General features: G+C 67.2%; 19 protein-coding genes. 10 read left to right on the top strand and 9 right to left on the bottom strand.

All coding sequences use genetic code 11. From position 1 onward, the window contains the following. Both WAZ62_RS04885 and moaB read left to right on the top strand, forming a co-directional pair. Positions 1-1,261 (top strand): lytic transglycosylase domain-containing protein (locus WAZ62_RS04885; protein ID WP_422642398.1); only part of this gene is annotated, 1,261 nt, incomplete at its 5' end. After that, on the top strand, positions 1,251-1,769 hold the full coding sequence (moaB, locus tag WAZ62_RS04880) for a molybdenum cofactor biosynthesis protein B (protein WP_422642397.1): 519 nt from the start codon (positions 1,251-1,253) through the stop codon (positions 1,767-1,769). The genes WAZ62_RS04885 and moaB, both read left to right, overlap by 11 nt. 46 nt (positions 1,770-1,815) lie before the next feature. Here the strand turns inward: moaB and der are convergent, their stop codons facing one another. The 5 genes from der to rpsU form a co-directional block, all read right to left on the bottom strand. Next, positions 1,816-3,234 carry a ribosome biogenesis GTPase Der gene (der, locus tag WAZ62_RS04875; RefSeq protein WP_422642396.1) on the bottom strand — a complete coding sequence of 473 codons (1,419 nt, stop codon included), beginning with the start codon at positions 3,232-3,234 and terminating at the stop codon, positions 1,816-1,818. Positions 3,235-3,309: 75 nt separating this feature from the next. Further along, on the bottom strand, positions 3,310-4,659 hold the full coding sequence (locus WAZ62_RS04870) for a PQQ-binding-like beta-propeller repeat protein (protein WP_422642395.1): 1,350 nt from the start codon (positions 4,657-4,659) through the stop codon (positions 3,310-3,312). Beyond that, on the bottom strand, positions 4,656-5,357 hold the full coding sequence (locus WAZ62_RS04865; RefSeq protein ID WP_422642394.1) for a tetratricopeptide repeat protein: 702 nt from the start codon (positions 5,355-5,357) through the stop codon (positions 4,656-4,658). Before WAZ62_RS04865 ends, WAZ62_RS04870 begins: the two co-directional genes overlap by 4 nt. A gap of 87 nt (positions 5,358-5,444) precedes the next feature. Beyond that, entirely contained in the window at positions 5,445-6,299 is an 855-nt protein-coding gene (panB, locus tag WAZ62_RS04860; protein WP_422642393.1) for a 3-methyl-2-oxobutanoate hydroxymethyltransferase, read from the bottom strand. Between the two features lie 54 nt (positions 6,300-6,353). Continuing rightward, complete coding sequence (gene rpsU / locus WAZ62_RS04855; protein ID WP_109902776.1) at positions 6,354-6,560, bottom strand: 30S ribosomal protein S21; 207 nt, start codon at positions 6,558-6,560, stop codon at positions 6,354-6,356. 304 nt (positions 6,561-6,864) lie between these two features. Here rpsU and WAZ62_RS04850 point away from each other — a divergent pair, with 304 nt between their 5' ends. The 6 genes from WAZ62_RS04850 (at position 6,865) to WAZ62_RS04825 (ending at position 14,298) form a co-directional block, all read left to right on the top strand. Beyond that, positions 6,865-7,452, top strand: a complete 588-nt coding sequence (locus tag WAZ62_RS04850; RefSeq protein WP_422642392.1) for a class I SAM-dependent methyltransferase — start codon at positions 6,865-6,867, stop codon at positions 7,450-7,452. A 67-nt stretch (positions 7,453-7,519) separates the two neighbouring features. Next, positions 7,520-8,149: an OmpH family outer membrane protein gene (locus WAZ62_RS04845; protein ID WP_422642391.1), complete on the top strand. Its 630-nt coding sequence runs from the start codon at positions 7,520-7,522 to the stop codon at positions 8,147-8,149. A gap of 105 nt (positions 8,150-8,254) precedes the next feature. Next, a complete protein-coding gene (locus WAZ62_RS04840; RefSeq protein WP_422642390.1) occupies positions 8,255-9,316 on the top strand; it encodes an efflux RND transporter periplasmic adaptor subunit in 1,062 nt (353 codons plus the stop codon). Positions 9,317-9,332: 16 nt separating this feature from the next. Beyond that, the gene (locus tag WAZ62_RS04835) at positions 9,333-12,407 is read left to right on the top strand and encodes an efflux RND transporter permease subunit (protein WP_422642389.1); all 3,075 of its coding nucleotides are present in this window, start codon (positions 9,333-9,335) and stop codon (positions 12,405-12,407) included. Continuing rightward, positions 12,404-13,609, top strand: coding sequence for a class I SAM-dependent rRNA methyltransferase (locus WAZ62_RS04830; protein ID WP_422642388.1), 1,206 nt, complete (start codon positions 12,404-12,406; stop codon positions 13,607-13,609). The genes WAZ62_RS04835 and WAZ62_RS04830 overlap by 4 nt, the downstream gene beginning before the upstream one ends. Next, entirely contained in the window at positions 13,585-14,298 is a 714-nt protein-coding gene (locus WAZ62_RS04825; RefSeq protein ID WP_422642387.1) for a DUF1194 domain-containing protein, read from the top strand. Before WAZ62_RS04830 ends, WAZ62_RS04825 begins: the two co-directional genes overlap by 25 nt. On the opposite strand, the gene WAZ62_RS04820 is transcribed toward WAZ62_RS04825, so the two are convergent. Next, positions 14,279-14,710 (bottom strand): NfeD family protein, encoded by a 432-nt coding sequence (locus tag WAZ62_RS04820; protein WP_422642386.1) that lies wholly within the window; start codon positions 14,708-14,710, stop codon positions 14,279-14,281. The two genes, WAZ62_RS04825 and WAZ62_RS04820, sit on opposite strands and share 20 nt — an antisense overlap. 4 nt (positions 14,711-14,714) lie before the next feature. Further along, positions 14,715-15,644: an SPFH domain-containing protein gene (locus WAZ62_RS04815; RefSeq protein ID WP_422642385.1), complete on the bottom strand. Its 930-nt coding sequence runs from the start codon at positions 15,642-15,644 to the stop codon at positions 14,715-14,717. A gap of 78 nt (positions 15,645-15,722) precedes the next feature. On the opposite strand from WAZ62_RS04815, the gene WAZ62_RS04810 reads away from it, so the two are divergent. Both WAZ62_RS04810 and WAZ62_RS04805 read left to right on the top strand, forming a co-directional pair. Further along, positions 15,723-16,451, top strand: a complete 729-nt coding sequence (locus WAZ62_RS04810; RefSeq protein ID WP_422642384.1) for a type 1 glutamine amidotransferase — start codon at positions 15,723-15,725, stop codon at positions 16,449-16,451. Positions 16,452-16,517: 66 nt separating this feature from the next. Further along, the gene (locus WAZ62_RS04805) at positions 16,518-17,669 is read left to right on the top strand and encodes a hypothetical protein (RefSeq protein WP_422642383.1); all 1,152 of its coding nucleotides are present in this window, start codon (positions 16,518-16,520) and stop codon (positions 17,667-17,669) included. Positions 17,670-17,747: 78 nt separating this feature from the next. Here the strand turns inward: WAZ62_RS04805 and WAZ62_RS04800 are convergent, their stop codons facing one another. After that, the gene (locus tag WAZ62_RS04800; RefSeq protein ID WP_422642382.1) at positions 17,748-20,090 is read right to left on the bottom strand and encodes an efflux RND transporter permease subunit; all 2,343 of its coding nucleotides are present in this window, start codon (positions 20,088-20,090) and stop codon (positions 17,748-17,750) included. A 240-nt stretch (positions 20,091-20,330) separates the two neighbouring features. Then, positions 20,331-20,933, bottom strand: a complete 603-nt coding sequence (locus WAZ62_RS04795) for a TetR/AcrR family transcriptional regulator (RefSeq protein ID WP_422642381.1) — start codon at positions 20,931-20,933, stop codon at positions 20,331-20,333. Positions 20,934-21,156 lie beyond the last annotated feature (223 nt).

Below are 21,156 nucleotides of genomic sequence, written 5' to 3'. Positions count from 1 at the left end.
GGCGATCGCGCCGCGCATTTCCGCCGCCCTGCGGGCCAACCGCCCGGATCAGGCCGTGCAATTGCTGGACGAGCCCCGGGTTGGCGGCCGTCTCGACCCGCTGGAACAGGAAATCGCCCGGGCGGATATCTCCTTCCACTATTACCGCATGGGCGACGACCGGAATGCCTATGACCTCGCCGCGGGGGTCGCCGACCGGTCGCGCGCCGATGTGCCGATGGCCGACTGGACGGCCGGCCTCGCCGCCTGGCGCCTGGGCGAGCCCGAGCGCGCCGGCATTCATTTCGCCGCCCTCGCCGAGGCGGACAATGTCTCGGTCTGGGTCGTTTCGGCGGCGGCCTTCTGGGCGGCGCGGGCCGATCTCGTGTCCGGCCGGCCCGAACGGGTGCTGGATCACCTGACCATCGCCGCGAACTATCCCAATACATTCTATGGCCTGATGGCGACCCGCCTGCTCGGCCGCGATATCGCGGCGACGCCCGACCTCGGCCAGATCGATACCCGGTCGCTGAACGCGCTGGCCTTCGATCCCGCCGTGCAGCGCGCCGCCGCCCTCGCCGCCCTCGGCCAGAGCGATCTCGCCAGCGCCGAACTCGGTCAGATGCGCGCCCGCCTCTCGCCGACCGAGACCTCGGGCGTCGACGCCCTCGCCGTCCGCCTCGGCCTCGTCGATCCCGCCAGCCATGGCAACGGCCGCTATCCGGTGCCCGACTGGCGGCCGAGCGAGGGCCTGCGCGTCGACCGCGCCCTGCTGTTTGCCTTCGCCAAGCAGGAATCCGGTTTCAACATCCATGCCCGTAGCCCGGTCGGCGCCATCGGCCTGATGCAGCTGATGCCGGCGACCGCCCGCATCGTCGCCGACCGCAGGGGCATCGACCTCGGCCGCAAGATGCAGAATCTGACCGATCCGGGGGTGAACCTCAGCCTCGGTCAGGCCTATCTCGAAATGCTGATGACCAGCACCGATATCGGCAACAACCTCTTCCTCGTCGCCGCCTCCTACAACGCGGGGCCGGGCGCCGCCATCAAATGGATGGACGAGGTGAAATACAACGGCGATCCCCTGCTGTTCATCGAGAGCATCCCGGCCGCCGAGACCCGCCTGTTCATCGAACGCATCCTGGCCAATTTCTGGATCTATCAGGCCCGGCTCGGCCAGACGCTGGAAACGCTGGACGCCGCCGCCGCCGGCTCCTGGCCGATTTATGTCCCGCAGGACCGCGAAGCCATCCGCATCGGAACCAAGCGCAATGCCGGTTGATGAATCGAGGGTGTTCCGCCCGGTCCGCATCGCCGTGCTGACCGTCTCCGACACCCGCACCCCGGCCGAGGACCGTTCGGGCGATACCCTGGTGGAGCGGCTGACCACGGCCGGCCATATCCTCGCCGCCCGCGATCTCGTCACCGACGACGCCCCGGCGATCGAGGCCCGCCTGCGCGCCCTCATCGCCGATCCCCTGGTCGAGGTGGTGATTTCCACCGGCGGCACCGGCATCACCCGGCGGGACGTGACCCCGGAAGCCTTCCGCGCCGTCTTCGAGAAGGAAATCGAGGGCTTCGGCGAATTGTTTCGCTGGCTGTCCTACGCCAAGATCGGCACATCGACCATCCAGTCCCGCGCCGTCGCCGGCATCGCCGGCCGCACATTGCTGTTTGCCGTGCCCGGCTCGCCCTCGGCCTGCCGGGATGCCTGGGACGATATCCTGAAAACCCAGCTCGACAGCCGTTTCCGGCCCTGCAATTTCGTCGAGCTGATGGACCGTTTCTGATCAGGGCTCCTTTGCCCGCCACCCCGGGGGGCGACGGGCGCCGGCCTTACTCGTCGTCGGTATAGGGATTGTCGTTCTTGCGCAGGATCAGGCGGACGGGCACGCCTTCCATGTCGAAGACTTCGCGCAGGCCGTTCATCAGATAGCGGTTGTAGGACTCGGGCAATTCGCCGGGCCGGTTCATGAACAGGGCGAAGGTCGGCGGACGGGCCTTCACCTGGGTCATGTAGCGCGGGCGCAGGCGGCGGCCGCCCACGGCCGGGGCCGGGTGACGCTCCGTCGCCTCGGACAGCCAGCGGTTCAGCTTGGCGGTGGGCACGCGGCGGTTCCACTTGGTATAGGCCGTCATGGCCGCCGGCATCAGCTTGTCGATACTGCGGCCGGTGCGGGCCGAGATCGTGACCACGGGCACGCCCCGGACCTGCGGCAGATGGATTTCCAGCTTTTCCTTGAGGTCGGCCAGGGTCGTGTTGTGATCGGTGACCGCGTCCCATTTGTTGAAAGCGACGACCAGTGCCCGGCCCTCGTAAAGCGCGCGGTCGGCGATGACCAGGTCCTGGCGATCGATCCCCTGCACGGCGTCGATCAGCAGGATCACCACTTCGGCGAATTTCACCGCGCGGATCGTATCGCCCGCCGACAGTTTCTCGAGCTTGCTCTCGACCCGCGCCTTCTTGCGCAGGCCCGCGGTATCGAACAGCTTGATGGGGCGGCCATGCCATTCCCAGGGGACCGAGATACTGTCGCGCGTCAGGCCCGCTTCCGGCCCGGTGATCATGCGGTCCTCGCCCAGCAGGCGGTTGATCAGGCTGGACTTGCCGACGTTGGGCCGGCCGACGACGGCGATGCGCAACGGCTTCTGGGGATCTTCCTCGACCTCGACATCGGGGTCGAAGGGCTCCGGCGCCTCGCTGTCCTCGCCATCATCCTCGTCCGGCCAGGGGTTGATGCCCTTGGCCCGCAGACGATCGACGATCGTCTCGTAAAGATCGAGCATTCCATCGCCATGTTCGGCCGACAGGTTGACGCAATCGCCAAGGCCCAGTTCCCAGGCCCCGGTGGCGCCGATCTGGCCTTCCTTGCCCTCGGCCTTGTTGGCGCAGACGACGATCGGCGTCTCGCTCTTGCGCAAGAGGCGCGAGAAGGCGAGATCGAGCGGCGTCACGCCGGCGCGGGCATCGAACAGGAACAGGACGACATCGGAATCGCCGATGGCCCGTTCGGTCTGGCGGCGCATCCGGCCTTCCATCGAATCGTCGACCACATCCTCGAAACCGGCGGTATCGAAGACCGAGAAGACGAGATCGCCCAGCCGGCCGTCACCTTCGCGGCGGTCGCGGGTCACCCCCGGCGTGTCGTCGACGAGGGCGAGCTTCTTGCCGACGAGGCGGTTGAACAGGGTCGATTTGCCGACATTGGGCCGGCCGACGATGGCAACCCTGAATTTGGCGTGTTCCGAGACCATCGGGTCCCCTTCCGGTGAAATGCAAAGCGGCACGCGCCCCCGTGGCCGCGTGCCGCCCGTTTGCGTCCTGTCGTATCAGCGCAGCGCGACAAGCGTCCCGCTGGTGGTCAGCACATAGACCGTGCCGTTGGCGACCACGGGCGTGATCACGGTCCGGCCCGGCAATTCGATCGCGCCCAGCACCTCGCCCGAATAGGGCGAGACGGCGGTCATCACGCCGGTGTTGGAAGCCAGCAGCAGGCGGTCGCCGGCCAGCACTGGGCCGGCCCAGACGATGGCGCCGGTGGCGTCCTTCTCGTCCTCGAAGCGCGGCAGCGGGGTGACCCAGCGCACGCGGCCCTCGTTGCGGGTCAGGCAGATCAGCTCGTTCTCGTCCGACAAAAGATAGATGTAATCGCCGCCGGCCCAGGGCGTGCCCGAGGAGCCGATGGCGCGATCCCACAGACGGCTGCCGGTGCGCAGTTCGATGCCGACCGTCGAGCCGCTGTGGCTGGTGGCGAAGACGTCGCCGCGATCGATGACGACCTGGCCGCGGATATCGTTGAGGGCGGCGATCGGCGTCGTGGCGCCGGTGCGGATCAGATTGTCCGACCAGACGACGCGGCCGTTCTCGACCCGGAGCGCGAAAATCTCGCCCGAGGAGAAGGGCACCACCACGGCCTCGCCCGCGACGGCGGCCGACGCGGCGCCAAGGAAGCCGGCGCTTTCCGAAATGCCGACATGGTTCCACAGCACGTCGCCATTGTCGGTCGACAGGGCGAAGAGCTGGTTGTCCTGGGTGACGGCGAAGACCCGGCCGCCGTTCACGGTCGGGCCGGAGCGGAAGGGAATGCCGATCGACCGCTTCCACACGACGCTGCCGTCCGTGGCATTGAGCGCGTAGACATCGCCGTAGCCGGTCGAGGCATAGACCCGGCCCTGGTCATAGGCGACACCGCCGAAGAAGCCGGTCGGCGAATCCTCGTCCTCGGGCTGCAGGCTGGCCGACCAGCGATGCTTGCCGTCGAGATCGAGGGCATTCACATGGGCCGAGGTGTCGAGCACATAGACCGAATCGCCGCTGACCACGGGCTGCGCGACGAGGCGCGTGTCGGCCGAATCGCCCGAACCCGCGTTGGCGGTCCACACCACCTTGAGGTCGCCGCCGACTTCGAGGTGATACATGGCATGAGACGGATAGCCGCCCGGCTGCGGCCATTCGGCGTTGGCATAGGGCGGCGGCAGCTGCACCGGCACGTCGGCGATGGACGCATCCGGCATCACCGTGATCGACTGGCTGGGCAGGACGGCGATGCGCTCGCCCTCGACCTGCTGGGTCGGTCCCGAGTCGAAGGGATTGAGGCTCGAGCAGGCGCCGAGCAGACCGGCGAGCATGGCCGCGGCCAGCGGCGCGAGGGAGGAGCGGTAACGACGGCTTGCGATCATGGGCGTTGCCCCTCGCTCTCGGGCTGTGGTGCGGACGGCTGGGCCGGGGCAGCCGCTAAACGGCCCCCCAGTGCATCAAGGACTTCCTGGGCACGGCCTTTCAGCCGCGAAGGTGCCGCACTATCGTCGACGACTTCGGCAAGAAGACGGCGGGCATCATCGGTGGCGCCGGCCTTCAGGCGGACGTAGGCGCGCAATTCCTTCACCGCCGGGGCAAAACCGGCGGCATCGCCGACCGCGTCAAGCCGAGCATCGAGATCGGCCGCGGGCGCCGTATCCATCAGGGCCTGCACCGCCAGAAGGCGGGCCAGCGCGGCGATCGAGATATCGGTGCTGGTGGTCGCGACCTTGTCGTAGGCCGCGACGGCCGTCGCGACATCGCCGGTGGCGAGGGTTGCCGCGGCGGCATTCATCCGCGCGAGATCGCCATAGGTGCCGCCCGCCGAATTCGCGAGTTCGTCGAACGCCTTGGCGGCTTCCGCCTGCTTGTTGTCGGTGACGAGCTGGGCCGCCGCCGCCATGGCCTCGGCATTGGCGGCGAGTCGGGACGCGGTATAGTCACGCCAGCCGATATAGCCGCCGACGCCGACGAGAAGGCCGAGCGAAAGCGCGATGACCGCCGTACCATAGCGACGCCAGAACCCGACAAGGCGTTCCCGCCGCAGGTCTTCGTCGATTTCCTGAAAAATGTCGGACACTTGTACCCCACGGAAGGCAGCGCTGGCCGAAAAGGCGAGGAACGATAGCCAAAGCCCGCAGCCTTGGCAAACACGCCGGGCCGCTTCTTACGTCCCGGTGCCGCCGGGGCCCCGGTTGTCGCCCTTGAGGCGGTAGGTATAGGCTTCGCTCGGGAACTGCCGGCCGCGCACCTCGGCCGCGTAGGCGGCGGCGGCCTCGCCGATCGCCACGCCGAGCTCGGCATAGCGTTTCACGAATTTGGGCGTCCGGTTGGACATGCCCAGCATGTCGTCGATCACCAGCACCTGGCCGTCGCAGGCCGCGGAGGCACCGATGCCGATCGTCGGCACGTCGACGCTTTCGGTCACGCGGACCGCCAGCGGCTCGCTCACCGCCTCGACGACGATGGAGAAAGCCCCCGCGTCGGCGACGGCCATCGCATCGGCGATGATCGCGTCCCAGCCCGCCGTGTCCTTGGTGCCAAGGGCGGCATAGCCACCGCTGGCATTGACCGATTGCGGCAGCAGGCCGATGTGGCCCATGACCGGAATGCCCCGGGCGGTCAGAAAGCGGATGGTTTCGGCCATCACGACCCCGCCTTCCAGCTTCACGGCCGAAGCCCCGGTTTCCTGGAGGATGCGCACGGCGTTGCGATAGGCCAGCGCCGGGCTTTCCTCATAGGTGCCGAAGGGCATGTCGATGACGACCAGCGCCTTGGTCGAGCCCCGCGCGACGGCGGCGCCATGGGCGATCATCATGTCGATCGTGACCGGCACCGTGCTGGGCAGGCCATAGACCACCATGCCCAGCGAATCGCCAACCAGCAGCAGATCCGCGTGCGGATCGAGCAGCTGGGCCATCGGCGCGGTATAGGCGGTCAGACATACGATCGGCTCCCCGCCCTTGCGGGCGCGGAGCCGGGGAACCGTATTGGCTTTTACAACGGTCGACTGGGCCGACATGACGCGCGAACCTCGATCGACCTGAACGTCAGATGAAGACGGCCGAATGGCCGATCATGCCACGCCGTCGCGCTGGGCGCGCTTGCGCGCCAGCTTGCGGGCACGACGGACAGCTTCAGCCTTTTCGCGGGCACGCTTCTCGGAGGGCTTCTCGTAATGGCCGCGCAGGCGCATCTCGCGGAAGATACCCTCGCGCTGCATACGCTTCTTGAGAGCGCGCAGCGCCTGATCGATATTGTTGTCCCGCACCAAAACCTGCATTCGACTAACCTCTTCATGCTCCTCTGCCCGGCGGCGGACATTCCAGCGGAGCGCGATCGAAAAGAAAACCCGTTCGGTGGATGGATAGCCACTCCACCGGAGGACGGCTGTATATCACGCACCCATCGCCTTGGGAAGGGCCACGCATCAGGCTGAAATCGCGCCGCGCGGGGCTCCGAAACGGGCGGGAATCGTACCATGCTGCCACTATCTTTCCACATTCCTCATGTTAGTGTGCGGCGCCAGTAGGCCATCGCGGGCCATTGCGGGACGGACGATCATCTTGGGCGAAACGCGGGATACCTTGGGTACGGCGCATGTCTTCCGTGCACCATCCATGTTGCTGAAGTGGTTGCGCTCGCCGTTCAAGATCGGCGCGGTCGCTCCCTCCAGTCGCTATCTCGCGCGCGAAATGGCCGCCCAGGCGGATCTGTCCCGACCCGGCCCCATCGTCGAGCTGGGCGGGGGCACGGGCGCCATCACGAAGGCCCTGCTGGCCCGCGTGAATCACGAGCGGCTCTTTACCGTCGAATTCGATCGCGATCTGGCGCAGACCCTGCGCAGCCGCTTTCCCCGCCTGCAGGTCGTCGAAGGCGATGCCTGCGAACTAGTCGCCCTGATGGCGGCGCGCGGCGTCGACCGGGCGGCCTGCGTCGTTTCGGGCCTGCCCCTCCTTGGAATGCCGCCCTCGGTGCAGCGCCGTATCGTCGGCGCCGCCTTCGAGCTGATGGGGGACGGTGGCCGCTTCGTGCAGTTTACCTATGGACCGGCCTCGCCCCTGCGCCCGCATCTGCTGGCCGACATGGGCCTGACGGCGCGGCGGTGTGGTCATGTCCTGCTGAATATCCCGCCCGCACGGGTCTGGTGTTACGAAAAGGCTGGCGCGCGTTGACGCCGGCCTTGGTATTGAGGTATTGCGCCCCTTTCAACCAAGGGGCGTCCGAGGTCTGGAGAAGAATATGCGCAGTATCGTGAAAGGTCTGGCCCTCAGTGTGGGGCTCGCCCTTGCCGCCGGCATTACCGTCATGCCGCCGGCCCCGGCCCATGCCGCCGAAGCCGAGCCGGCCACCATCGCCTTCGTCGACGTGCCGCGCATCATGCGCGACAGCGCGGCGGCGAAAAGCGTCCGGACCCAGCTCGAGCGTCAGGAAAAGGCCTATGAAGCCGAGATCAAGGCCCAGACCGACAAGCTGCGCGCCGACGAAGACGCCCTGAAAAAGCAGCGCGCCAGCATCGCCGCCGATGCCTTCGCCGCCAAGCAGAAGGAATTCCAGGGCAAGGTCGATGCCCTGCGCCAGCAGGTCGAGCGTCGTCGCCAGCAGATGTCCTTCGCCCAGGACGACGCGATGAAGAAGCTCGAGCCGGTGTTCAACCAGATCGTCGCCGAAGTCGCCAAGGAAGTCAGCGCCACCATCGTTCTCGACACCGCGCGCGTCCTGGTCTCGTCGAACAATCTCGACATCACCGAGACCGTGATGTCCCGTCTCGACGCCAAGCTGCCGTCGATCACGGTGAATTTCAACGCGCCGGCCGCGCCGGTCGCCCCCGGTGGTGGTGCCCTGCCCCCGCCGCCGCGCCCCAACAAATAACAGATCCCGATCACGGGGCCGGTCGAAACCTCGACCGGCCCCGTTTCCTTTAGGGCCACGACAGGCCATTCTGTCGGTTGCCGCGTGCCGCGTCCTCGGGAGCAGATGATGCGCTTCACTTCCGCCCTTCGCTCGATGGCGGCGGGCCTCGCCCTTCTGTCTTCAACCGCGTCGCCCCCTGCCCTTGCCGAGAGCCGGGCCTTTCCGGTTGAAATTTCCGTGGTCGCGGTCACCCCGCTGACGAACAGCATCGAGGCGGTAGGCACCCTGCGGTCCGGGGAAACCGTCATCATCCGGCCCGAGATCGCCGGCCGCGTCAGCCGCATCCTGTTCGAGGAAGGCCGCCCGGTCGCCGCCGGCACGCCGCTCGTCGAACTCGACGCCTCGACCTTTATGGCGGAAGTCGCCGTCGCCCGCGCCGACCTCGCCCTGGCCGAGGCGGAAGCCGAGCGGGCCCGCACGCTCTTCGCCCAAAAGACGGGCACCGGCCGCGCCCGCGACGAGGCGACCGCCCGCCTGGCGACGACGAAAGCCGCCCTGCAACTGGCCGAGGCGCAATTCGCCAAGACCCGGATCGTCGCCCCCTTCGGCGGCATCCTGGGCCTGCGCGAGGTCAGCGTCGGCGACGTGGTCCAGCCCGGGCAGGCCATGGTCAATCTCGAGTCGATCGATCCCCTGAAGCTCGATTTCGCCGTGCCCGAGACCATGCTGACCCGGCTGGCGGTCGGCCAGACGGTCGATATCGTCCTCGACGCCCGGCCGGGCGAGCATTTCGCCGGCACGGTCTATGCCATCAACCCGGCGATCGACGATGCCGGCCGGGCGATTCACCTGCGCGCCCTGGTGCCCAATCCGGAAGGCCGTCTGCGGCCCGGCCTCTTCGCCCGCGCCCGGCTCGACACCGCCCCGTCCGGCGACAGCATGACCGTGCCCGAACAGGCCCTGACCGCCCGTCACGGCAAGGTCTATGTCTACAAGGTGACGGGGGACACGGTCGCCGAGACCGAAGTGACCCTGGGCCGCCGATTGAGTGGCAGCGTCGAGGTTCTGTCCGGCCTTGGCCCCGGCGACACGATCGTCACCGCCGGCCAGCAGCGCCTGCGCGACGGCGCGAAGATCGAGGTTGTCGCCCCCGATGGCACGCCCGCCCAGCGCACGGGCGGCTGAAACCGGAGGCGATGTCATGAACCTGACCGAGATCTGCATCCGCCGGCCGGTTTTCGCGACGGTTTTGTCCCTCGTCATCTGCCTGGTCGGCATCGTCGCCTGGCAGCGCCTGTCGGTACGGGAATACCCGAATATCGACGTGCCCGTGGTCAATGTCCGCACCGATTACACGGGCGCGAGCGCGGCGGTGATCGAAAGCCAGATCACCCAGGTGCTGGAAGATTCGATCTCCGGCCTCGACGGCATCGACACCATCACCTCGACCAGCCGCGACGGCCGCAGCGCCATCACCGTCCGCTTCAGTCTGGGGGTCTCGCCCGATGTCGCCGCCAGCGACGTGCGCGACCGGGTCTCGCGCGTGCGGGGCCGCCTGCCCGAGGCGGTGGACGAGCCGATCATCGCCAAGGTCGAGGACGATGCCCAGCCGATCATCTATCTGTCGATCAACGCCGAAGGGGTGAGTCGGCTGGTGGTGTCGGAAGTCGCCGACACGCTGGTCGTCGACCGGCTGCAGACGATTCCCGGTGTCTCCTCCGTCGAGTTGCGGGGCGAGCGGCTCTATTCCATGCGTGTCTGGCTCGACCGCTCGCGCATGGCCGCCTTCGGCATCACGGTGCAGGATATCGAAGATGCCCTGCGCGCGCAGAACCTGACCGTGCCCGCCGGCCGCATCGAATCGGACCAGCGGGAATTCACCGTCGAATCCCGCACCGACCTCGCGACGCCCGAGGAATTCTCCGCCGTCATCCTGCGCCGCGACGGCACCTATCTGGTCCGTCTCGGCGATGTCGCCCGGATCGAACTCGGCCCCGAGAACGAGCGTATCCTCGCCCGTTACAATGGCCGCGAGTCGGTCACCGCCGCCGTCATCAAGCAGGCGACGGCCAATCCGCTCGATATTTCCGAGGAATTGCGACGTCGCCTGCCCGAGATCCGCGCCGTTCTGCCGGCGGGCTATGAACTGACCATTTCCTACGACAGTTCGATCTTCATCGATCGCTCGATCGAGGCCGTTTACAGCACGATCATCGAGGCGGTCGGCCTCGTCGTCATCGTCATCTTCCTGTTCCTGCGCAGCGTCAGGGCGACGCTGATCCCGATCATCACCATCCCGGTCTCGCTGATCGGCGCCTGCGCCATCATGTATGGCTTCGGCTTCACCCTGAACACCGTGACTCTGCTCGCCTTCGTGCTGGCGATCGGCCTCGTCGTCGACGACGCCATCGTCATGCTGGAGAACATCTTCCGCCATATCGAAGCGGGGATGCGCCCGCTCGAGGCCGCGATACGCGGCGCGCGGGAAATCGCCTTCGCCGTCATCGCCATGACGCTGACCCTCGCCGCGGTCTATGCCCCGGTCGCCTTCGCCGAAGGCCGCATCGGCCGGCTGTTCGCCGAATTCGCCCTGACCCTCGCGGGCGCCGTGCTGGTATCCGGTTTCATCGCGCTGACCCTGACACCGATGATGTGCGGCCTTCTCCTGCGCCATCAGACCAACCACGGGCGGGTCTACCGCGCGATCGAGCGGGCCTTCACCGCGCTCGACCGGGGCTATGGCCGCGCGCTGTCCGGCGCCCTGCGCATCTGGCCCCTCGTCCTCATGCTCGGCCTTGGCATCGGCATCGCCAATGTCTTCCTGTTCCGGGCCCTGCCCTCGGAACTCGCGCCGGTCGAGGATCGCGGCACCGTCAACATTCGCGGCACCGCGCCCGAGGGCTCCACCCTCGATTACACCGCGCGCTATGGCGCCATCGTCGAGACACTGGCGGAGGATATACCCGAGGTCGCGGGCGTTCTCTTCATCGTCGGCGCGCCCGATGTGACCACGGTCATCTCCACCCTCACCCTCAAGGCCTGGGAAGAGCGGGGGCGCAGCCAGCAACAGATCGTGCGCGCCATCGCCGCCCGGCTGTCCCGGGTGCCCGGCATCAACATCTACGCCAGCAATCCGCCGTCGCTGGGCCAGAACCCGCGCGAGAAGGCGGTGCAATTCGTCATCCAGTCGAGCGGCAGCTTCGCCGAACTCGACGAGATCGCCCAGAAGATGATCCGCGCCGTCGCCGACAATCCGGGCCTCGCGGATGTCGATTCCGACCTGACGCTGAACAAGCCCCAGCTCGATGTCTCGATCGACCGGGAAAAGGCGGCCAGCCTCGGCATTGACGCCGCGGTGATCGCCCGCACGCTGGAAACCTTCTTCGGCGGCCGCCAGGTCACCCGCTTCGACCGCGACGACAAGCAGTACGACGTCATCGTCGCGGTCGAGGATGCCGACAAGCGCCAGCCCTCGGACCTCACCTCGCTCTATGTCCGGGCGGCCTCGGGGACGATGGTGCAGGTCTCCAATCTCGCCAGCGTGCGCGAGCTGGTCGGCCCCAAGGAATTGCTGCGCTTCAACAAGTCGCGCTCGGCGACGATCACGGCCAATCTCGCGCCCGGTTACAGCCTCGGTCAGGCCCTGTCCTTCATGGAGGTGAAGGCGCGGGAAGTGCTGCCGCCCGGCTACCGCTTCGATTACGCGGGGCAGAGCCGCGAATTCCGCGAAGCCTCCGGCTCGCTCTATGTCACCTTCCTGCTGGCGCTCGCCTTCATCTTCCTCGTCCTCGCCGCCCAGTTCGAGAGTTTCGTCTCGCCCGTCGTCATCCTTCTGTCCGTGCCCCTGTCGATCGCCGGGGCGCTGGCCGCGCTGCTGCTCTCGGGCGGGACGCTGAACGTCTACAGCCAGATCGGCCTCATCACCCTGGTCGGCCTCATCTCGAAACACGGCATCCTGATCGTCGAATTCGCCAATCATCTGGTGGCCGAGGGACGCAGCCGGCAGGGCGCGGTGATCGAGGCGGCGCGCCTGCGCCTCCGCCCCATTCTGATGACGACGGGCGCCATGGTGCTGGGTGCCCTGCCCCTCGCCCTCGCCAGCGGTCCCGGCGCCGAAAGCCGCCAGGGCATCGGCTGGGTCATCGTCGGCGGCCTGTCCTTCGGCACGGTGCTGACCCTCTTCGTCGTGCCCACGGTCTATCTTCTGGTCGGGCGCAAAGGGGCGCGTGTCGCGGTGGAGGACGCGGCGGTTTCTGCTAGTCTGCCGCGATCATGACCGACACATCCTCCCTGCCCACCATCACCCTGCTGGCGGGCCACGACCGCCGCGTCTCCGGCGGCCACCCCTGGGCCTATTCCAACGAATTGCGCCTCGACGCCGAGGCGAAGGCGATTCCGCCCGGCACCCTCGTCCGCCTGTCGCGCGCCGACAGCAAGCCGATCGGCATCGCCACCTTCAATCGCAACACGCTGATCGCCGCCCGGCTGATCCTGCGCAGCGACACGGCAAGGCCCGGCGCCGTCAACCGCGCCTTCCTGGAGACCCGGTTGCGCGCCGCCCTGTCCTTACGGGAGCGATTCTTCGACGCGCCCTATTACCGCCTCGTCCACGCCGAAGGCGACGGCCTGCCCGGCTTCATCATCGACCGCTATGGCGATACCTGCGTCGTCCAGGCCAATACCGCCGGGGCGGAGCGCCTGACCGAGCTGCTGCTCGATGCCCTCGACACGGTGCTGGCGCCCGCCGCCATCATCCTGCGCAACGACAGCCCCTACCGCGAACTGGAAGGCCTGACGAAGGAGATCCGCCTCGCGAGGGGGGCCATCGCGACCCCGCCCGAGGCGGTCGAATTCGGTGTCCGCCACGGTGTCGATCCCCTCGACGGGCAGAAGACCGGCTGGTTCTTCGACCTGCACGAGGCCCGCGGCCTCATCGCCCGGCTGGCCCGGGGCGGCACCATGCTCGACCTGTGCTGCCACACCGGCGCCTTTGGCCTGTCGGCCCTGAAGGCCGGTGCCAAGTCCGCCCTGCTGGTCGACCGCGCCCAGCCGGCGCTGACCCAGGCCGAGGCGACGGCGCGGGCCAATGGCCTCGCGGCGGGTGCCGAATTCCGCCGCGCCGACCTGTTCGATGCCGCGAATGCCCTCGCGGCGGAGGAACGGCGTTTCGATGTCGTGGTGGCGGATCCGCCCAGTTTCGCCAAGTCGCGGAAGGACGTGCCGCAAGCCCTGAAGGCTTACCGCAAGCTGGCGCAGGGCGCCGCCACGCTGGTTTCGCCCGGCGGTTTCCTGTTCATCGCCTCGTGCAGCCATAATATCGAGACGGAGTCCTTCACCACCGAAGTCGCGCGCGGCATCGCCAATGCCGGGCGCGAGGGGCGGATTATCGTCGCCGGGGGCGCCGGCCCCGACCATCCCGTGCATCCCCTGCTGCCCGAGACCGGATATCTGAAGTGGCTCGTGCTCGCGCTCGACTGAGCGCCCTCGCGCTGGCCGCCGCGCTTCTGGCGACGGCGGCGGCGCGGGCCGAGACGGTCGACGTCGCGCTGGTGCTGGCGCTCGATTCGTCATCCTCGGTCGATCGGGACGAATTCTTCCTGCAAAGCCAGGGCATCGCCGCCGCCTTCGCCGACGAGGAGGTGCAGGCAGCGATCGCCGCCGGCCCGAACAAGGCGATCGCGGTCGCCGTCCTCGAATGGTCGCAGCCCGGGCGGGCGCGGGTCGACCTCGGCTGGCAGAAGGTGACGGCGGAAACCGCGCCCGCCTTCGCCGAGGCGATCTTCAACAATCCCCGCTACATCGCAGGCGGCGGCACCGGCGTCGGCGCCGCCCTGTTCCGGGCCGGCGCCCTCGCCGATCAGGTGCCGTTCCAGCCTTTACGCCGGGTCATCGACCTGTCGGGCGACGGCAAGAACAGCGCCGGCCCGCCGGCCGCCCCGGTGCGCGACGCGCTCGTCGCCCGGGGCATCACGGTGAACGCCCTCGCCGTCGTCAATGCCGAGGCGGATGTCGACGATTATTACCGGGCGGAGGTGATCGGCGGCCCCGGCGCCTTCGTCGAGGTCGCCCGCGACTACGAGGATTTCGTCAACGCGATCAAGCGAAAGCTCCTGCGCGAATTGAAGACCGAAGCCCTGGTCGCCGCCGTCACGCCCGCTCGACCCTGAGCGACGTCCCCTCGGCCCCGACCACCCGCACCCTCGTCCCCACCGGCAGATCCGGCCCGGTCACCTTCCAGCTCGAGCCGCCGAGATGGGCGCGGCCCTGGCCGTTCCCGATCGCCTCGGTCAGCACGGCTTCGGTGCCGATCAGGGCATCGGCCCGCTGATTGAGGCCCGGCTGGGCCTCGGGCGGCCGGCGGCGCAGCCACTTCTGGCCAACGAGCAGCGACAGGCCACTGGCGATCGCGAAGACCAGCAGCTGATGCACCAGATCAGATCCGGGCAGCGCGAGCAGCAGGGTGCCGGTCACCGCCCCGCCGATCGCGAGCCACAGGAAGATCACGCCGGGCGCCAGGATCTCGAGGATCAGCAGCACCCCGGCCAGGGCATACCAGTACCAGAAGACCATCTCGGGCATGGCGTCAGGCGTCCTTGCCGGGCTTGCCCGGGCCGTGGCGCGTCAGGTCGGCGATGCCGGAAATCGCGCCCATGATCCCCGTCGCCTCCAGCGGCAGGAAGGTGATCTTGTTGTTGGGCGCCATGCCGATGCCGGCCAGGGCTTCGATATATTTCTGGCCCAGGAAGTAATTCACCGCGTCGGTGCCGCCCTTGGCGATGGCTTCCGAGACCATGTTGGTGGCGCGGGCCTCCGCCTCGGCCGAGCGCTCCCGCGCCTCGGCATCGCGGAAGGCGGCTTCGCGCCGGCCTTCGGATTCGAGGATCGCCGCCTGTTTTTCGCCCTCGGCCCGCTTGATGCTGGCCTCGCGCACGCCTTCGGCCTCGAGGATGGTGGCGCGCTTCTCGCGTTCCGCCTTCATCTGACGGGCCATGGCATGGACCATGTCCTCGGGCGGGGCGATGTCCTTCAACTCGATCCGGGTGATCTTCACGCCCCAGGGCTGGGTCGCCTCGTCGATGATCACCAGCAGCTTGTCGTTGATCTCGCTGCGCCTCGACAACACGTCATCAAGGTTCATCGCGCCCATCACGGAACGGATGTTGGTGAGCGTGAGGTTGATCAGGGCCGCCATCAGATTCTGCACCTCATAGGCGGCCTGGGCCGGATTGATCACCTGATAGAAGGTGACCGCGTCGCAGGTCACGATGGCATTGTCGAGGGTGATGATCTTCTGCGACGGAATGTCGAGCACGACTTCCTGCGTGCTAAGCTTGGCGCCGATCTGGTCGATCAGCGGAAAGATGAAATTGAGGCCGGGCTGCAGCGTCCTCGTGTAGCGACCGAATCGCTCCAGCGTATAGGCGTGGCCCTGCGGCACGGTCTTCACCCCCATGAAGACCGTGATCACGACCAGAATCAGCAGAACCAGCACAAAAGCGCCGAAACCTTCCATTTCCCCCTCCCCTCGCAATCATCGGGTTCGGCATACTATAGCAGCCTCTGCCGCTGCCCCCCAATGAACGGCGTCACAATGCGTATCCTTTGCGTCCAGAATGATCTTCGCACGCCCCCCGGCCTCGTCGGCCTCGGCATGATGCAGGCCGGCGCCCGGCTCGATGTCATCGCCCCGCACCACCATTGGTCCAGCCTCGATCCGCGCCAGGGCACGCCCGTGCCCGACGACCCGGGCGATTACGATGCCCTGCTCGTCCTCGGCGGGCCGATGCACGCCAATAACGACAAGGATTTCCCGCCCCTGGAACGGACCGCCGGCCTGATCCGCCAGTTCGCCGCGCTCGACCGGCCGGTGCTGGGCATCTGCCTCGGCTCGCAGCTGATCGCCCGGGCCTTCGGGGCCAGGGTCTATCCGCACGGAATGACCGAGGTCGGCTTCCGCCCCCTCGACCTGACCGGGGCCGCCGCGACGGATCCGCTGTTGGCGGGACTGTCGCCACGGGTCCATATCATGCAATGGCACGAAGACACCTTCGACCTGCCCGAGGGCGCGGATCTGCTGATGACCGGGCCGGAATGTCGCAATCAGGCCTTCCGCATCGGCCGCGCGACCTATGCCTTCCAGTGCCATTTCGAGGTCACCGGCGATATCGCCCGCACCTGGGTCCAGACCCAGGCCGAATGGCTGGCCCGCAACCAGCCCGAGGTCATGGCCGGCTTCGAGGACAGCCTGCACCGCCACCTGCCCGGCGCCGCCCGCTTCGCCGCCACGGTGACCGAGCGCTTCCTCGGCCTCCTTCGCTAGACCTCGGCCCGGAGATGTGCAGGATGACGACGTGAATCCCCTTCCCTTTCCGTGCATATCATCGACATGACGATCACCCGCCGCCACCTGATGGCTTTCGGCGCTGGCCTGGCCCTCGGTATTCCCGGCACCCGCGCCCTGGCTTCGGCGCCGCTGCATCTGCTGGCCCCGGCGGCCTATGGCGAGGCCGCGTTTCTGTCCAGCCTGAAGGTCGTGGCCAGGACCGGTTTCGATCTGCAGCCGCTGGGCGGCGACGACGATGCCCTGGCGCTGCTGAACCCGCTCCCTCCCGGGGCGACGGCGGCGCAGCGAGCGGCGCGGCCATCCCTGGTCATCGCCGCCCACCCCTGGCTGCGCGGCATCCTGTGGCCCGAAGGCGCGGTCGATCCCCTGGGCAAGGACGGCAGCGCCCCCGCCTCGGACTTCGAGCTCGCGCCCGGTCTGCGGCCGGGCCTCGCGGAACTCGAGATCGGGCTGGAAGGCCATTATCTGGTGGGGCGGCCCCTGCGCTTCGAGCTTGCCGCGGTCGGGGTCGACAGCCGGCGGGTTTCGGTTTCAGCGCTCGATGACATCGGCCTGTCGCTGATCGACGATCCCGTGTTGTCGGGCCGCTACGGGCTTGTCGCCGACGCACGCAGCCTGCTGCCCATGGCCATGCTCTATTGCGGGCTGGACCCGTTCCGCCTGCAGCTCGACAGCGAGCTTCGCCGTTTCGAAGCCGGCGCGCACCGGCTGCTCGAGCGGGCGGCGGTGGTCGCGGCAACCCCGGCCGAGGCGGTCGCCGCCCTGGCGGAGGGGCGGATCGATCTGGCGCTGCCCCTTGGGCTTGGTGCCCTCGCCGCGGCCCGGCTGGCCGGAAATCCGCATCTGGGCGTTGCCGTTCCGGGCCGCGGCCCCCTGGCGGGCCGGGCGGCCTTCTACATCCTCGACATGCTGGCCCTGCCCATCCAGTGCCCCCAGCCCGAGGCCGCCCGCGCCATTTTCGCGGCGATCAACAGCCAGCCGATCGTCAGCGCCCTGGCGCATCTTGGCGGGCTTTGTCCAGCGGCCGGCCTGATGGCGCCGGGCAATGCCGACGTGCTTTCCGGGGCGGAGCGTCAGGCCCTCGATTTCGAAGCCTGGCCCCGCCTGCTCGGCCGCTGCGCCGCCATGGCCCTGGTGCCGGAGCGGCGCCGCCTGCAACCCGTGCTCGACGCCGCCATCGCCGCCCGGAAATGAAAAGGGGGCGCCAGACCGGCGCCCCCTTTCCCGCGATCGCCAAAGGGCGATCAGTGCCTCGCGATCGCCAAAGGGCGATCAGTGCATGCTCCGCATCAGCGCCGTCCGCTCCTCTTCCGAGAGCGGCGGATATTTTTTCGGGAAGACCTGCTGAATGACGGCGATCAGTGCCGGCAGCAGCGTGACCGCGCCGATCATGTTCACCATGAACATGAAGGTCAGCAGCATTCCCATGTCGGCCTGGAACTTCAGCTCCGAGAAGCTCCAGGTCGAGACACCGACGGCCAGGGTGAAGCCGGTGAACATCGTCGCCGAACCCACGTCCTTCAGCGCCTGCTCGTAGGCGTGGAAGGGCGATTTGCCGAGGCGCATGTAGCGCTGGATACGGTTGTACTCGTAGATGCCGTAATCGACGCCGATACCGACCGCGATCGCCAGCACCGGCAGGGTCGAGATCTTCAGGCCGATCTGCGCCATGGTCAGGAACATGTTGCCGATGATCGTCGAGAGGATCAGCGGCAACACGCAGCAGAGCGAGCCACGCCATTCCCGATAAGTCAGGAAGACGAGGCAGATCACCACCGCGTAGACCCAGAGCAGCATCGGGATTTCCTGCTCCTCCACCACCTCATTGGTGGCGGCGGTCACGCCGATCGAGCCGGCGGCGAGACGGATCTGCATCCCCTCGAGCTGGTTCTCCGGCTGGGCGCGGAAGTCCTTCACCGCGGCGACCACCTTCTTGATCGTGACGGCCTTGCTGTCCTTGGTGAAGATCAGCAGCGGCAGCACGGTGCAGGTGGTGTTCAGGGTCATGGTCGAGGTCGGGATGGGACCGACCGCCTGGGCGAGAACCGAGGTGTTACGGGGCAGGAAGTACCACTTCAGATTACCCTCGCGCCACATGGAGCCGACCATCTTGGCCAGCAGTGGCAGGCCGATGGTGGACTGCACGCCCGGTACATTGGCCATTTCCCACTGGAAGCGGTCGAGGACGGCCATGTACTTGTGGTCGACGCAGGCGCCTTCCGGCGTCTCGACGATCACGGTCAGGATGTTCACGCCGATGTCGAAATTGTCGACGACATAGCGGGTATCCTGATTGTAGCGGCTCTCGGGGCGGAGTTCCGCGGCACCGGCATGAACGTCGCCGATCTGCAGTCCCTTGGAAATGTGAACGCCGACGGCCCCGAGGATCAGACAGCCGATCACCATGATCCAGGCGTTGCGCGGCTTGGCGATGCGCGCGACATAGGGCCAGACCTTCTCGCGCTTCTCCATCTGCTTCTTCACGCGGCGGGCATAGTCGCCGGTCGGCGCGATGTAGCTGGCCAGCAGTGGCAGCATGATCAGGTTGGAGACGATCTTCAGCCCGATACCGATCGAAGCCGTGACCGCCAGTTCGCGGATCATGCCGATCGGAATGAGATAAAGCGTCGCGAAACCGGCAAGGCAGGTCGACAGCGCGATCGATCCCGGCACCAAAAGGAAGGTGAAGGTATCGCGCGCGGCCTGTTCCTTGGTCTTGCCGTTGGCGATCTCGGCCGAGACCATGTTGATCTGCTGCACGCCGTGGGAAACGCCGATGGCGAAGACCAGGAAGGGCACCAGCACGGCGAGCGGATCGAGATTATAGCCCATCAGGTGCAGAATGCCGAACTGCCAGGTCAGCGAGCACAGCGAGGCCGACAGGGTAACGAAGGTCAGCAGCCAGGACCGGCAATAGAGCCAGAGCATCATCACCGTCAGGGCGAAGGCGACGGCCATGAACTCGACCACGCTTTCGGCGCCCTTCTTGATGTCGCCCATCACCTTGGCGAAACCGACGATCTTCACCGAGATGCCGTCCTTCTCGTACTTCTGACGGAAGGCTTCGAGGTCGTCGGCGACGCGGAAGTAATCGAGACGCTCGCGGGTTTCGGGATCGATGTCCTGCAACTCGGCCGAGATCATCGTGGATTCGAAGTTATTCGCCACCATGCGCCCGACGATGCCCGCCTTCAGCACATTGGCGCGCACGATCGACATCGAGGCATCGTCGGCCCGGAAATCGGCGGGGATCACGTCGCCGGCATTGATGCCTTCCTCGGTGATTTCGAGGTAGCGGGTATTCGGCGTCCACAGTGACGCCAGTGTCGGCCGGGAAACGCCGCGAATATAGAAAATATCGTCGGTCGCCGCCTTCAGGACCTTCAGATAGTCGGACGTGAAGATCGTCTTGTCCTTGGTGTTCTCGAGGACGACGATGATGCGGTTGGCCCCAGCGAAGTCATCGCGATACTTCTGGAAAGTCTCGATATACTCGTGACCGATCGGCAGCATCTTTTCAAAGCCGGTGTCCATGCGGAGCTTCGTGGCCTGAAAACCCATCAGCACCGTCAGCACAGCCAGGAAGACCAGAATATAGGCCCTGAATCTGAACAAGAAATTTTCGATATGCCGCAGCATCGAGTCTCCCCTTCCCCGCCGGTATTTCTCAACCGATCGTGTTGTCGCCCCTCCCTGTCGGGAGCGGTCGGTGTCTTAGGCACTTGGGAGGCGCAACCCTCCCGAATTCTTCGCTATTAGGCCGGCGCAAACGCCGCGTCAACGAACTTCATCGCCCATGAGCTACGGAATCCCTCGCGATCGGGCGCATGAGCGAAAGCATACTCACAAATGGCGTCATTCTGGCAGCATGGCCGCCAGGATTTCCGTCATGGCCCCTTTCGCGGCCCGCGGATCGAGGGCTTCAACGCGCCGCAGGGCATACCAATGGTGGAATCCGGTGACGGCCGCGATGAGCGCGATGCGCTGGTCGCGCTTCGGTTTCCGGATACCGGCCAGCTCCCGCTTGAAGGTCACGCCCACCTGCACCCGGAAGGCATATTCTACATGGGCGAAGGTCGCCTTCAGGGTCGCGGAAATGGGCGTCGCGATCTGCCCGGCCCAATAGACATTGCCCGCCCGCTCGAACAGGCAGAAACGCTGTTCGACCAGCGCGCTGATCCGCGCCTTCAACGGCAGATCGGCGGCGATCGGCTGCACCGATGGGGCGAAGCGGTTGACGCCCAGTTCCACCGCCGCGATCAGCAGGGTTTCGAGGTCGGGGAAATGCTGGAACACGGACCGGGTGGAAACCCCGGAGCGTTCGGCGATCACCTTGGCCGGGGGTTTGAACTGGCCTTCATCGAGCAGCGCGATCAGGGCGTCGAGCACGGCCGCCCGGGTGCGCTGCGATCGGGCGACGCGACCATCGATCCTGGCCTTGGGCTTGGCGGTGGACACTTCCGTCTCCGCGGCGCCCTTCCAGGCAGCGTTGACGTCTTCGCCCCACGGCAATACGGATTTTGACACGCCCGCCCCCCAGACCCGAACTCAGAACGCGGCGCAGGGTCGGCCCATGGCATCCACGGCTACGCCATCCAGATGGTATTCGCCCGTGCAGGACGACAGATCGAGCCGCACCGCGCCGCCACTGCCCGCCTTCGCGGGTTTGGCAGGCTTCACC

Origin of the sequence: Zavarzinia sp., from assembly GCF_049306435.1 — a bacterium.
In the GTDB taxonomy this organism is placed as follows: domain Bacteria; phylum Pseudomonadota; class Alphaproteobacteria; order Zavarziniales; family Zavarziniaceae; genus Zavarzinia.
Note: the sequence above shows the minus strand (reverse complement) of the source record. Positions and strands in the feature narration are given on the sequence as shown.

Coding starts and splice junctions, on each gene's coding strand:
- moaB (WP_422642397.1), top strand. CDS start 1,251: ATGCCGGTTGATGAATCGAGGGTGTTCCGCCCGGTCCGCATCGCCGTG.
- der (WP_422642396.1), bottom strand. CDS start 3,234: ATGGTCTCGGAACACGCCAAATTCAGGGTTGCCATCGTCGGCCGGCCC.
- WAZ62_RS04870 (WP_422642395.1), bottom strand. CDS start 4,659: ATGATCGCAAGCCGTCGTTACCGCTCCTCCCTCGCGCCGCTGGCCGCG.
- panB (WP_422642393.1), bottom strand. CDS start 6,299: ATGTCGGCCCAGTCGACCGTTGTAAAAGCCAATACGGTTCCCCGGCTC.
- rpsU (WP_109902776.1), bottom strand. CDS start 6,560: ATGCAGGTTTTGGTGCGGGACAACAATATCGATCAGGCGCTGCGCGCT.
- WAZ62_RS04845 (WP_422642391.1), top strand. CDS start 7,520: ATGCGCAGTATCGTGAAAGGTCTGGCCCTCAGTGTGGGGCTCGCCCTT.
- WAZ62_RS04840 (WP_422642390.1), top strand. CDS start 8,255: ATGATGCGCTTCACTTCCGCCCTTCGCTCGATGGCGGCGGGCCTCGCC.
- WAZ62_RS04835 (WP_422642389.1), top strand. CDS start 9,333: ATGAACCTGACCGAGATCTGCATCCGCCGGCCGGTTTTCGCGACGGTT.
- WAZ62_RS04830 (WP_422642388.1), top strand. CDS start 12,404: ATGACCGACACATCCTCCCTGCCCACCATCACCCTGCTGGCGGGCCAC.
- WAZ62_RS04820 (WP_422642386.1), bottom strand. CDS start 14,710: ATGCCCGAGATGGTCTTCTGGTACTGGTATGCCCTGGCCGGGGTGCTG.
- WAZ62_RS04815 (WP_422642385.1), bottom strand. CDS start 15,644: ATGGAAGGTTTCGGCGCTTTTGTGCTGGTTCTGCTGATTCTGGTCGTG.
- WAZ62_RS04810 (WP_422642384.1), top strand. CDS start 15,723: ATGCGTATCCTTTGCGTCCAGAATGATCTTCGCACGCCCCCCGGCCTC.
- WAZ62_RS04805 (WP_422642383.1), top strand. CDS start 16,518: ATGACGATCACCCGCCGCCACCTGATGGCTTTCGGCGCTGGCCTGGCC.